Below are 14144 nucleotides of genomic sequence, written 5' to 3' on the forward strand. Positions count from 1 at the left end.
GGCCGGAATGAAGTGCGGCGGACCAGGTATCTGCCAATACCCGGCCCGCCGCTGGTCCGATGGGGACCGTTGTCCTTCGCGCGCTGTCACCTGGGGGGTTACTGCTGCTGCGCGCGTCGGATCGTTCACCGTCCGAAGACGTGTGGGGGTCGCCTGTGTCGTCCCGCCTCTGGGGTCGTGTGGGGTGGAGGTCTGTCGCCTCTTCGTGGCCCCGTTCTCGTATGGCAGTGATGCCACTCCGGAGCCGGTATTGCTACCCTAAATTTGCCACTTTGCTCCACCGCAGTCGTCCACAAGCTGTGGGTAAGGCCGTGCAAGACCCTCTGAGACACAACATGTGGTAGAACTGGCAATTCGGTTAAGCGGGATTTAGTGACGCGGGTTTTTGCCCCTTCAGATGCGCGAAGGGCGGTTTGCGCGGGCAGCAACATTTCGCCGATGGCGCTTCTGAACGGGTTGCTTTAACGGCCCCGATCCTGCACCGACCCCGCCCCCGAAAGAAAACGCCATGCCGTCATGCGGTTAAGCCGAAGGCGCCCGTCAGCGCGAATCACGGCACCGTGATTCGCGCTCCGCGCGTCGCCGCGAGGGGGTGGGATGCCGTCCCACGGCGTGCCCCCCGGAGGGCGCCGTCAGGCGAATCCGTCGTCCACCAGCCGCGCCGCGAGCTTGGCGAAGGCGTCCGACATGGCCCCGTCCCCGAGGGCCACCGGCCGGCCCGAGTCGCCGCCCAGCCTTGTGTCGAGGTCGATGGGCAGCGCGCCGAGGAACGGCAGCCCCAGCGCCTCGGCCTCGCGCGCCACGCCGCCGTGGCCGAACACGTGGGCCTCGTGGCCGCACGCGGGGCAGTGGAAGAGGCTCATGTTCTCGACCAGCCCCGCGACGGGCGTCTTGAGCGTCGCGAACATGTCGAGCGCCTTGCGCGCGTCGAGAAGGGCCACGTCCTGCGGCGTCGACACCACCAGCGCGCCGGTCACCACGGCCTTGGTGCACAAGGTGAGCTGCACGTCGCCGGTGCCCGGCGGCAGGTCCACCACCAGCACGTCGAGGGGGCCGCCGTGATGGTCCCAGGCCACCTGCCCCAGCATCTGCTGCAGCGCGCCCATCAGCATCGGCCCGCGCCAGATCACCGCCTTGCGCTCGTCGAGCATCAGGCCGATCGACATCAGCGTGACCCCGTGGGCCAGGAGCGGGATGATGGTCTTGCCGTCGGGCGAGGCCGGCCGGCCGCTCGCGCCCATCATGCGCGGCTGCGAGGGGCCGTGGACGTCCGCGTCCAGGAGGCCCACGCGCCGCCCGCCCCGCGCCAGCGCCACCGCGAGGTTCGAGGCCATCGTCGACTTGCCCACGCCGCCCTTGCCCGAGGCGACCGCGAGGATGCGGGCCACGTTCGCCACCCGCTTTGGGCCATCCTGCGGGGTGGGATGGCCGCCCACCTTGAGCTGGGGCGGCGCCTTCTGCTGGGTGGGCGCGGTCAGCAGGGCCTGCACGGAGGTGACGCCCGGCAGCCGCTCCACCGCGGCCTGGGCGGCGGCGCGCACCGGCTCCATCACGCGCGCGACCTCCGGCGAGGGCGCCTCGATCACGAAGCGCACGCGCCCCGCCTCGACCGTGACCGCGCGCACCACGTCGAGTGCCACGAGGCTCTCGCCCGCGGGGGTGGTGATGCGATCCAGCGCCGCGAGCACGTCGTCCTTGGTGGCCATGTCGGTTCCCTCCTGGCGGAAGCGCACTTGGGCCGCGCGCGCGCAGAGGGCAAGGGCCGCCCGACCCCTGCCCTCCCCACGGCCGCGCCGGGTCCGAGCGCGGGCGCGCCGTGTCCCGATCCGTCCGCCGCCTGCCCATGGGTTCGGCAAGGCGCCCGAACGCCGGGCACCATGATCTGGTTGCCTGGGAGGGCCGCAAATCGCAAAGCCGCCGCTGCATCAACGTCGATCGTTAACCAACTCTAGGTAAACGTGTTTCTTCCTGCGGTTCGCGCCTCTTCACCCATGCGGATGCTGCATGGCGGCATTGACGATCCACCGATTGTGCAGCCGCAGCATTCGCCCCATCTCTCGGTCATCGAAGCGACGATGCGCATGGCACGCCGCAGGGTCCGAAGAATGGCCCGAGCAACCAAAGGGGTCTCTCATGACTTCTACCACGACTTTCACCTCCGCCCTTCCGGTCTCGATCCGCGAGCGCGTCGAGGCCCGCCTCGCCGAGTACCGCGTCCATCGTGCGAAGCAGCGCGTGTACCGCCAGACCTTCAACGAGTTGGCCTCGCTGAGCGACCGCGACCTCGCCGACCTCGGCATCGCGCGCTCCTCGATCCGGGCCATCGCCCACGAGGCCGCCTACGGGGCCTGACCGAACACGGCGCGCCCCCCACGCCCTCCCCTCCCTGAGGGCCGGGCGCGCCGCAAGCGACGACGCCCGCCCTCCCTCGGGCGTCGTCGCACCCTCTTCCGGTCCCCTCCTCCCTATGGGGCCGGAAACCGCGGACCGGCGGCGCATCCCTCCTCCCTTGGGTGCGTCGCCGGGCCCCGCATCGCCCCGCGAGGGGCACGGGCCCGCCGAGGCGGGACCGCAGATACCGGTGAAGCGCCTTCCTCCCTTGGTGCGACGCCGGCCGGACGGCCGCCCTCTCCTCCCAAATCGGGGCGGGCCGTCCACACGAGCGGCGGCGCCTCACCTCCCTGGGGCGTCGCCGTCTTCGTGTCCGGATGCCGGAGCCGCCGGGGACGCCCTCAGAAGGGCACGTCCCCCGCCTGCTCCGCGGGCAGCAGGAACCGCCCCACCACCTTCTTCGAGCCGGTCTTGTCGAACTCGATCTCCAGCTTGTCGCCCTCGACCCCCATCACCTCGCCGTAGCCGAACTTCTGGTGGAAGACGCGGTCGCCGGTGGTGAAGGCCGACACGGCCGTGGCGTCGATCACGAGGTTCTTGGCCTCGGTGGGCTGACGCACGGGGCGCGCCGCATTGGTCTGGAGGCGCCGCCAGCCGGGCGAGTTGTACACGTCCGCCTTCCGGGCGCGGTCCTCGAGGTCGCTCTCGACGCCGCCCGACATGGCCGAGCGCTGGGCCGCCGCCATGCCGGCCGCGCCGAAGCCGCCGCCGTAGAGGCCGGGAGGCGTCAGCACCTCGACATGCTCGGCGGGCAGCTCGTCGATGAAGCGCGAGGGCAGCGCCGACTGCCACTGGCCGTGGACGCGCCGGTTGGCCGCGAAGGAGATCGTGCAGACCTCCTTGGCGCGGGTGATCCCGACGTAGGCGAGCCGCCGCTCCTCCTCGAGGCCCTTCACACCCGACTCGTCCATGCTCCGCTGCGATGGGAACAGCCCGTCCTCCCAGCCCGGCAGGAACACCACCGGGAACTCCAGCCCCTTGGCGCCGTGCAGCGTCATCAGCGTAATCTTGGGCTCGTCCTCGCCCGAGGCCTCGTTGTCCATGATCAGCGACACGTGCTCCAGGAACCCTTGCAGGTTCTCGAACTGCTCAAGCGCCTTGACCAGCTCTTTCAGGTTCTCGAGCCGGCCCGGCGCCTCGGGCGTCTTCTCGTTCTGCCAGAAGGTGGTGTAGCCGGACTCGTCGAGGATCTCCTCGGCGAGGCGGATGTGGTCGCGCCCCTCCAGCATCTCGCCGCGCCAGCGGTCGAGCCCGTCGCACAGCTCGCCCAGGGCCTTGCCGCCCTTGCCGCCGATGGTCTTGGTGCGCACGCAGAGCTTGGCGCCCTCCAGCAGCCCCACCCCGTTGGACCGGGCCATGCGCTGGATCGTCTGCTGCGCCTTGTCGCCCAGCCCGCGCTTGGGCGTGTTCACGATCCGCTCGAAGGCGAGGTCGTCGTCGGGCGAGACCACGAGGCGGAAGTAGGCCATCGCGTCCCGTATCTCCAGGCGCTCGTAGAAGCGCGGGCCGCCGATCACCCGGTAGGGCATGCCGATGGTGAGGAAGCGGTCCTCGAAGGCGCGCATCTGGTGGGCGGCGCGCACGAGGATCGCCATGTTGTCCAGCGAGTGGGGCGCCATGCCGCGGGTGCCGCCGGTCATGGCCTCGGCCTCCTCGCCGATCCAACGGGCCTCCTCCTCGCCGTCCCAGTGGCCGATCAGGCGGACCTTCTCGCCCTCCTCGGCGTCGGTCCAGAGCGACTTGCCCAGCCGCCCCTTGTTGCCGGCGATCACCGCGGAGGCGGCGGCGAGGATGTGGGGCGTGGAGCGGTAGTTCTGCTCCAGCCGCACCACGGCGGCGCCCTCGAAGTCCTTCTCGAAGCGCAGGATGTTGCCCACCTCGGCGCCGCGCCAGCCGTAGATCGACTGGTCGTCGTCGCCCACGCAACAGATGTTGCGGTGCCCGCCCGCGAGCAGGCGCAGCCAGAGGTACTGGGCGACGTTGGTGTCCTGGTACTCGTCCACGAGGATGTAGCGGAACCAGCGCCGGTACTGGGCGAGCACGTCGTCGTGCTCCTGCAGGATGCGGATCACGTGGAGCAGCAGGTCGCCGAAGTCGACGGCGTTCAGCGACAGCAGCCGGTCCTGGTAGGCGCGGTAGAGCGCGACGCCCTTGCCGTCGAAGGCCTCGGCCTCGTGGGCGGGCACCTTGTCCGGGGTCCAGGCGCGGTTCTTCCAGTGGTCGATGATCCCGGCCAGCATCCGCGGCGGCCAGCGCTTGTCGTCGATGTCCGCGGCGCGGATGAGCTGGCGGAGCAGGCGGATCTGGTCGTCGGTGTCCAGGATCGTGAAGTTCGAGCGCAGGTGCAGCTCGCGCTCGGCGCCCTGCAGGAGCGGATCGGCCTGGCGCGAGACGATCAGCTCGGCGTGCCGGCGCAGGAGCTTGACGCAGATGGCGTGGAAGGTGCCGAGCCAGGGCATGCCCTCGGCCACGTCGCCGATCATGCTCCCCACCCGCTCGCGCATCTCGCGCGCGGCCTTGTTGGTGAAGGTGACGGCGAGGATCTCGTTGGGGCGCGCCTTTCCCTGCGTGAGCAGGTGGGCGATGCGCGCGGTCAGCGCGCGCGTCTTGCCGGTGCCCGCGCCTGCGAGCATCAGCACGGGGCCGTCGAGCGTCTCGACCGCCTGGCGCTGCGCGGGGTTCAGCCCGTCGAGATAGGGCGCGGGGCGCTGCGCCATCGCGCGCGCGGACAGGCTGGCGGCCTCGAAGGCGTCCGAATCGTCGATCTGGGTCATGGCGGCGAAGGTAGGCCGGGCGGCGCCCCATGGAAAGGGCGCGTTCCCGGTGCGTTCCGCCGTCGGCGGGCGGCCACCGGGCCGCCCGCCGCGGAGTGGGGGCCGGTCAGCCGTCGGTGCCGGACTCCATCTCGCCGTCTTCCATGGTCATGTTCGTGCGCTCGCCCGAGTAGGCCGTGTACTCGTCGGCATCGAGCATGCCGTCGGCGTTCGCGTCGAAGCGGGCGAACTCCGCCTCGTTGAACTCGTCCATCGAGACGTCGCCCGAGGCGTCGAGATCGTAGGCGCCGAAGCCCATCATCTCTTCGTCCTCGTCCATGTCGCCGTCGGCGTCGTCCATGCCCATTTGCATGGCGGCGTCGCGGCGCATCTCGTACTCGCTGAACTCCTCCTCCGAGAGGATGCCGTCGGCGTCGCTGTCGTAGGCGGCGAAGCCCATCTCGGCGTCGGCCTGGCCGAACTCGTCCATGTCGAGCATGGAGTCGGCGTTGGCGTCGAACGAGGTCATGTCGGCCATGTGGGCGTCGGCCAGCGCGGGACCGGCGAGCAGCAGCAGGGCGGCTGCGGAAACAAGTGTCTTGGACATGGGAGATCTCCAATATGACGTTACCGGCCCCAACCGCAGGCGCCCCGTCCCGTTCCCACCCTGCGTCATTTTATCCAGTCACGACGGGAACTTAGGCGGCAGTCCGCCTGCGCCGCCTTGCCGCACCGCAGCGAAGCCGTTACCGAAGCGTGCGAACCCCGGAGACCGCCCCATGCCCGACTTCCGCAAGATCCTGATCGCCAACCGCGGCGAGATCGCCATCCGCGTGATGCGCGCCGCCAACGAGATGGGGAAGCGGACCGTCGCCGTCTACGCCGAGGAGGACAAGCTCAGCCTCCACCGCTTCAAGGCCGACGAGGCCTACCGCATCGGCGAGGGGCTCGGCCCCGTGCAGGCCTACCTCTCGGTCCCCGAGATCATCCGCGTGGCCAAGGCCGCGGGCGCCGACGCGATCCACCCCGGATACGGCCTCCTGAGCGAGAACCCCGACTTCGTGGACGCCTGCGCCGCGGCCGGCATCGTGTTCATCGGCCCGCGGGCGGAGACGATGCGCCAGCTCGGCGACAAGGCCTCCGCCCGCCGCGTCGCCATCGAGGCCGGCGTGCCCGTGATCCCCGCCACCGAGGTGCTGGGCGACGACATGGACGCGGTGCGCCGCGAGGCGGCCGCGGTCGGCTACCCGCTGATGCTCAAGGCCTCCTGGGGCGGCGGCGGCCGCGGCATGCGGCCCATCCGCTCCGAGGAGGAGCTGGAGGAGAAGGTGCTGGAGGGCCGGCGCGAGGCCGAGGCCGCCTTCGGCAACGGCGAGGGCTACCTCGAGCGCATGATCGAGCGCGCCCGCCACGTCGAGGTGCAGATCCTCGGCGACAAGCACGGCAACACCTACCACCTGTGGGAGCGCGACTGCTCGGTGCAGCGCCGCAACCAGAAGGTCGTGGAGCGCGCGCCCGCCCCCTACCTCTCGCCCGCCCAGCGCGAGCAGCTCTGCTCCCTGGGCAAGCGCATCTGCGAGCACGTGGGCTACGAGTGCGCCGGCACGGTCGAGTTCCTGATGGACATGGACACCGGCGAGTTCTTCTTCATCGAGGTGAACCCCCGCGTGCAGGTCGAGCACACCGTGACCGAGGAGGTCACGGGCATCGACATCGTGCGCGCCCAGATCCTGATCGCGGAAGGCAAGTCGCTGACCGAGGCGACCGGCGTCGCCTCGCAGTACGACGTGCTGCTGGACGGCCACGCCATGCAGTGCCGCGTCACCACCGAGGACCCGGCCAACAACTTCATCCCCGACTACGGCCGCATCACCACCTACCGCTCCGCCACCGGCATGGGCATACGCCTCGACGGCGGCACCGCCTACTCGGGCGCGGTGATCACGCGCTACTACGACTCGCTGCTCACCAAGGTCACCGCCTGGGCCAAGACGCCCGAGGCCACCATCGCCCGCATGGACCGGGCCTTGCGCGAGTTCCGCATCCGCGGCGTGGCCACGAACATAGACTTCGTGATCAACCTGCTCAAGCATCCGAAATTCCTGGCCTACGAGTACACCACCAAGTTCATCGACGAGACGCCCGAGCTGTTCGACTTCCGCCCCCGCCGCGACCGGGCCACGAAGCTGCTGACCTACGTGGCCGACGTCACCGTGAACGGGCACCCCGAAACCGAAGGGCGCCCGCGCCCGCCCGCCGACATCCGCGCCCCCCGCGCGCCCGAGCGCCTGCGCGAGACGCCCCCCGACGGCACCCGCCAGATCCTGGAGGCGTCCGGCCCCGAGGGGCTGGCCGAGTGGATGCTGGGCCGCGAACGCCTCTTGCTGACCGACACCACCATGCGCGACGGGCACCAGTCGCTTCTGGCGACGCGGATGCGCTCGATCGACATGGTGCGCGCCGCGCCCGCCTACGCCACCAACCTGCCCGAGCTGTTCTCGGTGGAGTGCTGGGGCGGCGCCACCTTCGACGTGGCCTACCGCTTCCTGCAGGAATGCCCCTGGCAGCGCCTGCGCGACCTGCGCGCGGCCATGCCCAACCTGCTGACCCAGATGCTGCTGCGGGCCTCGAACGGGGTGGGCTACACCAACTACCCCGACAACGTGGTGCGCAGCTTCGTCGCCCGCGCCGCCGAGACCGGCGTCGACGTGTTCCGCGTGTTCGACAGCCTCAACTGGACCGAGAACATGCGCGTCGCCATGGACGCCGTGATCGAGAGCGGCAAGGTCTGCGAGGGCACGGTCTGCTACACCGGCGACGTGCTCGACCCGGACCGCGCGAAGTACGACCTGAAGTACTACGTCTCGATGGCGAGGGAGCTTGAGGCCGCGGGCGCCCACGTGCTCGGCCTCAAGGACATGGCGGGCCTCCTCAAGCCCGCCTCGGCCCGCGTGCTGATCCGCGCCCTGAAGGACGAGGTCGGCATCCCGGTCCACTTCCACACCCACGACACGGCGGGCATCGCCTGCGCCTCGATCCTGGCCGCCGCCGAGGCTGGCGTGGACGCGGCGGATGTCGCCATGGACGCCTTCTCGGGCAACACCAGCCAGGCCACCTTCGGCACCATCCTCGAGGCCCTGAAGGGCCAGCCCCGCGACCCGGGCCTCGACATCGGCGCGGTGCGGCGGATGTCGGACTACTGGGAGTCGGTGCGCGCCCAGTACGTGGCCTTTGAAAGCGGGATGCAGGCGCCCTCGTCCGAGGTGTACCTCCACGAGATGCCCGGCGGGCAGTTCACCAACCTCAAGGCGCAGGCCCGCTCCATGGGCCTCGAGGAGCGCTGGCACGAGGTGGCGCAGATGTACGCCGACGTGAATCGAATGTTCGGCGACATCGTGAAGGTCACGCCCTCGTCCAAGGTCGTGGGCGACATGGCCCTGATGATGGTGGCGCAAGGATTGACGGTGGAGGAGGTCGAGGACCCCGCCGTGGAGGTCTCGTTCCCGGACTCCGTGATCGACATGATGCGCGGCAGCCTGGGCCAGCCCCCGGGCGGCTGGCCCAAGGGGCTGCAGCGGAAGATCCTGAAGGGCGAGAAGCCCCTCGCCGACCGCCCCGGCAAGCACCTCAAGCCGGTGGACCTCGAGGCCGTGCGCGCCGAGGCGGAGGCCAGGATCGGCGAGCCGCTCGATGACGAGGACCTGAACGGCTACCTCATGTATCCGAAGGTCTTCACCGACTACGCCCTGCGCCACCAGGCCTACGGCCCCGTGCGCGCCCTGCCCACGCCGGTGTTCTTCTACGGCATGGAGCCGATGGACGAGATCGAGGCCGAGATCGACCCGGGCGTCACGCTCAACGTCCGCCTGCAGGCCGTGGGCGAGACGCAGGAGGACGGCGAGGCGCGCGTGTTCTTCGAACTCAACGGCCAGCCCCGCGTGATCCGCGTGCCCGACCGCAAGGCCGGCGGCGGCGCGGCCAAGCGCCCCAAGGCCGAGCTTGGCAATCCCGCGCATCTCGGCGCACCGATGCCCGGCGTGGTGGCGAGCGTGGCGGTGCAGGCGGGGGCCAAGGTCGCCAAGGGCGACATGCTGCTGACCATCGAGGCCATGAAGATGGAGACCGGCCTCCACGCCGAGCGCGACGGAACCGTCAAGGCGGTGCACGTCGCCCCCGGCGCGCAGATCGACGCCAAGGACCTGCTCGTCGAGTTCGGCTGACGCCGTCTGGGAAACGGTGGTCCAGCCCCCGGGGCCACCGTTCCGGGTGCGGCGACGATGCCACCGCTCCGGCCCCTCCTCGGCGCCGGGATGCCGCAATGTCCCGGCAGGACGGTCCGGAAGGATTGCCTCCCGGAGACCGTCGATGATTCCCCTGCGCCGCCCCCGCCTCCGCATCCGCCCCGCCCACGCCTCCCCCTCCCACTTCCGGGCCGACGAGTCCGGCGCCGTGACGGTCGACTGGGTGGTGCTCTGCGCCCTGGTGACGGCGCTCACCGTGGCGATGCACGACGAGGTGGGCGCCGCGCTCGGGTTCTTCGCCGACGACGTGACCGAGGAGCTGACCGAGAGCGAGATCGTCCGCGAGGGCGAGACCGGCACGGTGGGCTACGACTTCGACGGCGGCTACGGCGGCCGCTGGTCCGGCGCCTCGCCCGTGGACATCGACGGCTTCGGCTTCGCGCTCGGGCCCATCGCCGGCTCGGGCGGGCGCGAGTCCGTGACTCACGACTTCATCGTGGGCTCGGGGGTCAAGGTCGCCACCCTGCGCTTCGACGTGCTCTCGCTCGACAGCCTCGATGGCGAGGACGGGGTGATCTACATCAACGGCGCCGAGGTGGGCCGCGTCACCACCTACAACGGCAACCCGGTGTTCTCCTCCTCCAACGTGCCCGGCATCACCGTCGAGGCGCGCGTCGTGGCCTCGAACGAGGACTTCGGCGGCATGAGCGGCGGCGGCGACGACACCGCGAAGGACGCGATTACCGTGATCACCATCTCCGTGGACGACCCCGGCGACTCCATCGCCTTCGGCTTCGGCTCCACCGCCGACGAGGATGTCGAGAACGAGAGCTACGCGCTCGACAACTTCCAGATCAGCGGCGTGGCGTCCGACGCGGAGAGCGCGCCCGAGTCCGACGGGTAAGCCCGGACGGACTGGACCTCCGCCCCGCGGCCGCAGGCCGCGACCGCGGCATCGGCGCACCGTCCCGGCTCGCCATGCGAGCGGCCTGCACCGACCCGAACGGGCGCGGGGCCTCGAATGCCGCGCCCCCTTCCCGTCGTCCTCCCTCCCATGCGGCCGCGTCGCGCACGGCTCGGGACCGGCCCACCGGGGGGCCGGCCGGAGAGGCGGACGAGCGCAGCCGCGCGTGTCCGCGGGAAACCGTCCGACCGCCCCGCCGCACGCGAATTTCCTCTTGCACCCCCCCAGCGCCTTGCCTATCTCGCCCCTACCGAACGGGGCGGGCGTAGCTCAGGGGTAGAGCATTACCTTGCCAAGGTAAGGGTCGAGAGTTCGAATCTCTTCGCCCGCTCCAACGGAAAAGCCCCCCGGCCAGCGATGGCCGGGGGGCTTTTCCGTTGGCGGCAGCCGCGCGTCGGCGGGCGCATGATCCGGACGAAGCCCCACTCACCCGCGCGAGCGACCGAGATGGCCCGCACGTGCCCCGCAGGGCGTTCAGGCGGCGGCGAGGCTGCGGGCGTCGCGGGTCCGCAGGATCGGCCGCGCCGGGACGCCGCCCTCGCCGGCGCGCAGGCCGGGGCACAACTCCAGCAGGCGCGCGCGGGCGCGGGGCGCGAGGCTCTCCAGCGCCGCGTCGCCGGGCAGCAGGCTCTCGGCCCCCACCCCGTGGGCGTCGAGCACGCCGTGTCCGCCCTGCAGGACGACGTGGTGGTAGGCGACGTGCCCCGGGCGGCGGTCCCAGGTGACGTGCCGGTCGTCCACCAGGGCCCGGGCGGGCGCCAGCACCTCGGCGTCGCCGAAGAGGAGCTGCGCGCGCCAGCCGCCCACGAGGATGCGGTGCTGCGGCGAGACGAGCAGGTCGGCAGAGGCCCCGTAGGCCCCCCGCCGGATCCGCACCGGTGCCTGCCAGGGGCGCGCCGCCACGTGCCGGCACCCCTGCCAGAGCACCCGGGCCGGGCCGTCGCGAGTGAGCACCGCGTCGCCCTCGCGCAGGTCCTCCACGGGCCGCGGCCCCGCGGGGGTCGCGATGCGCGTCCCTTCCACGAAGCAGATCACCGTCTCGATCTCGCTGAACGTGACCTCCGTGCCGTCCAGCAGCCGCGCCGTGCCCGACAGGCCGCCGGCCGCGTCGGCGGTGTCGTCGTACCGGATCGAGCCCCGCTGGAAATTGCCGCGGAAGTCGAGCGTGTCGCCGAGGGTCTCGCCGCCCTCGCCGCCGACGATGCGGATCGGCCCCGTGCCCGCCTGGGCGTCGTCGATCACGAACAGGTCGTCGCCGTCCCCGCCCGTGGCGGTGTCGCCCCGGCCCACGTCGACGGTGTCGTCGCCCGCGCCGCCGTCGACGCTGTCCGCGCCCGCACCGCCCGACAGGGAGTCGCCGCCCGCGCCGCCCGAGAGCGTGTCGGCCCCGTCGCCCCCCGCGAGGGTATCGTCGCCGTCGCCGCCGATCAGGACGTCGTCGCCGAGCCCGCCCGCGAGGCTGTCCGCATCCGCGCCGCCGTCGAGCGTGTCGTTGCCGTCGCCGCCCAGCAGCGTGTCGTTGCCGGCCTCGCCCGCAAGGCTGTCCGCACCTGCGCCGCCGTCCAGGCGGTCGGCCCCGGTGCCGCCCGCGAGGGTATCCGCGCCGTCCTCCCCCGCGAGGGTGTCGTCGCCGTCACCGCCGACCAGGACGTCGTCGCCGAACCCGCCCGCGAGACTGTCCGCATCCGCGCCGCCGTCGAGCGTGTCGTTGCCCACGCCACCGATCAGAACGTCGCTGCCGGCGTCGCCCGAGATGCTGTCCGCGCCCGCGCCGCCGTCGAGGCGGTCGGCTCCCGTGCCGCCCCAGAGCGAGTCGTCGCCGTCGTCGCCCGCGAGGGTGTCGTCGCCCGCGCCGCCGATCAGGACGTCGTTGCCGAGCCCGCCCGCGAGGCTGTCGGCCTCCGTGCCGCCGTCGAGCGTGTCGTTGCCGTCGCCGCCCAGCAGCGTGTCGTTGCCGGCCTCGCCCGCGAGGCTGTCCGCCCCCGTGCCGCCGTCCAGACGGTCGGCGCCCGTGCCGCCGCGCAGGGTGTCGGCCTCGGAGCCGCCCAGCAGCGTGTCGTCGCCCGCACCGCCGATCAGCAGGTCCGCACCGGCGTCGCCCGACAGGGAGTCCGCGCCGTCGCCGCCATCGAGCGTGTCGTTGCCGCCGCCGCCGAGAAGCGTGTCGGCCCCGGCGTCGCCCTGCAGCGAGTCGTTGCCGCCGCCGCCGATCAGGCGGTCGTTCCCCTCCCCGCCCCGCAGCACGTCCGCGCCCGTGCCCCCGTCGAGCGTGTCGGCCCCGTCGCCGCCCTCCAGCGTGTCCGCGTCGCCGCCGCCCGAGAGGCTGTCGTCGCCGGTGCCGCCGCGCAGGAGGTCGGCGCCCTCGTTGCCCTCGAGCGTGTCGGCGTCCGCGCCGCCGTCGAGGGTGTCGGCCCCGGTGCCGCCGACCAGCGAGTCGCGCCCGTCGCCGCCCAGCAGCGAGTCGTTCCCGCTGCCGCCGCGCAGCGTGTCGTTGCCCGTGCCGCCGAACACCGTGTCGTCGTCGGAGCCCGCGAACACCGAGTCGTTGCCCGCGCCCGCGTCGATGCGGTCGGCGTTGCCCTGGGTCTGCACGCTGTCGAAGTAGATGTCGGACAGGAAGACGGCCTGCTGCGTGGTGCCGCCGTTGTCGTAGACGATCGTGACCTCGGTGACCGGCCCCGCGATCTGCACGAGCACCGAGCCGTCGGGCTGATCCGGCGTGTCGCTGTCGATCGCGCCCGTGATCGTGTTGCCCGAGACCGAGTCGTTGCCCAGCACCGTGAAGGCGACCGCGACCTCGTTGCCCTCGGCGTCGAAGGCGCGGACCGTCAGGATGTCCTGGAAGTTGTTGCCCCCGCCCTGCACGCCGTCGATGTCGTTGAGCACGAAGCGCACGTTGTGCACCTCGGTCGAGACCGCGGGGTCCGCGCTGTCGAAGTCGATCCGCAGCAGCGTGTCGGTGGCGTTGCCGTTGGCGTAGAAGCGCGCCGAGGAGTTCGTGGGGTGCGGCTGGCCCGGCGGCGTGTAGGTCGTCTCGCTGCGGTCGGCCGTGAAGGTGGAGCCGGCGGGCACCGAGGAGGTCACCGTGACCTCCACGCCGTCCACCACCTGCACGGCGCCGCCCGCGAGGTTCTGGCCGTCGGCGTACTGCGACCACTTGAACGACAGCTCCGCCTTCTCGGTGGTGTAGAGGTCGTTGCCGTCGACCCGGTCGCCGTTGGGATCGCCGGCGTAGCCGCGGTCGATCACGTCGTCGCCGGCGGTGCCCGAGACCGTGCCGTCGTTGTAGTCCGCGTAGGCGAAGCCCGTGCCCTCGGCGAGGCTGGGCGAGTTGTCGTAGTCCAGCGTCTGGTAGGTGCGGCCCTCGATCAACGGCGCGCTGGCGAGGGTCAGGTACTCCGCGCCCCCGTCGACGTTGAAGGTGACGACGGTGAGCGTCTCGCCCGTCACCGTGTCCCGCAGCGACCAGCTTTCCTCGGCCTGGATGCTGACGCCGGAGTAGGCGATCCCGCCTACGGTGACGTCGACGGTGGCGGTCTCGCCCCGGTTGCCGTCGGTGAGCACGGACCCTTCGCCGCCCGCCGCGTTGTCCGTCACCGTCGCCTGGACGTCGGCCACGGCCGGCCCCGTCCACGCGGCCGTCCCGCCGTCCTGACGCGAGAGCACGTCGTACGGGTCGATGGAGTAGAGACGCAGCGAGTGGTCGGGCATCCGCAGGGCTATCCGTTCGTGTGAATCCGCCGTTGCGCGGGTGGTGGGCGGCGCTTGGGTTAACCGTGCGGTCCAAATTGAGAG

Annotated in this window: 7 protein-coding genes and 1 tRNA gene; 4 read left to right on the forward strand and 4 right to left on the reverse strand. The window is 71.7% G+C overall.

Features of this window, described 5'->3' with window-relative positions:
• Positions 1-632 precede the first annotated feature (632 nt).
• Entirely contained in the window at positions 633-1706 is a 1074-nt protein-coding gene (locus tag K3554_RS14230) for an Mrp/NBP35 family ATP-binding protein (RefSeq protein ID WP_259941374.1), read from the reverse strand.
• Between the two features lie 427 nt (positions 1707-2133).
• On the opposite strand from K3554_RS14230, the gene K3554_RS14235 reads away from it, so the two are divergent.
• Entirely contained in the window at positions 2134-2352 is a 219-nt protein-coding gene (locus K3554_RS14235; RefSeq protein ID WP_259941376.1) for a DUF1127 domain-containing protein, read from the forward strand.
• Positions 2353-2732: 380 nt separating this feature from the next.
• Here the strand turns inward: K3554_RS14235 and K3554_RS14240 are convergent, their stop codons facing one another.
• Positions 2733-5165 carry an ATP-dependent helicase gene (locus tag K3554_RS14240; protein WP_259941378.1) on the reverse strand — a complete coding sequence of 811 codons (2433 nt, stop codon included), beginning with the start codon at positions 5163-5165 and terminating at the stop codon, positions 2733-2735.
• A gap of 106 nt (positions 5166-5271) precedes the next feature.
• On the reverse strand, positions 5272-5751 hold the full coding sequence (locus K3554_RS14245) for a hypothetical protein (RefSeq protein WP_259941380.1): 480 nt from the start codon (positions 5749-5751) through the stop codon (positions 5272-5274).
• 172 nt (positions 5752-5923) lie between these two features.
• On the opposite strand from K3554_RS14245, the gene pyc reads away from it, so the two are divergent.
• The 3 genes from pyc (at position 5924) to K3554_RS14260 (ending at position 10683) form a co-directional block, all read left to right on the forward strand.
• Positions 5924-9364 (forward strand): pyruvate carboxylase, encoded by a 3441-nt coding sequence (pyc, locus tag K3554_RS14250; RefSeq protein WP_259941382.1) that lies wholly within the window; start codon positions 5924-5926, stop codon positions 9362-9364.
• Between the two features lie 145 nt (positions 9365-9509).
• On the forward strand, positions 9510-10289 hold the full coding sequence (locus K3554_RS14255) for a hypothetical protein (RefSeq protein ID WP_259941385.1): 780 nt from the start codon (positions 9510-9512) through the stop codon (positions 10287-10289).
• Between the two features lie 319 nt (positions 10290-10608).
• Positions 10609-10683: transfer RNA gene (locus K3554_RS14260), tRNA-Gly, on the forward strand.
• A 140-nt stretch (positions 10684-10823) separates the two neighbouring features.
• Here K3554_RS14260 and K3554_RS14265 read toward each other — a convergent pair.
• Positions 10824-14060, reverse strand: a complete 3237-nt coding sequence (locus K3554_RS14265) for a Hint domain-containing protein (protein WP_259941387.1) — start codon at positions 14058-14060, stop codon at positions 10824-10826.
• Positions 14061-14144: the final 84 nt, after the last annotated feature.

The organism is Jannaschia sp. W003, from assembly GCF_025144335.1.
Classification (GTDB): Bacteria; Pseudomonadota; Alphaproteobacteria; order Rhodobacterales; family Rhodobacteraceae; genus Jannaschia.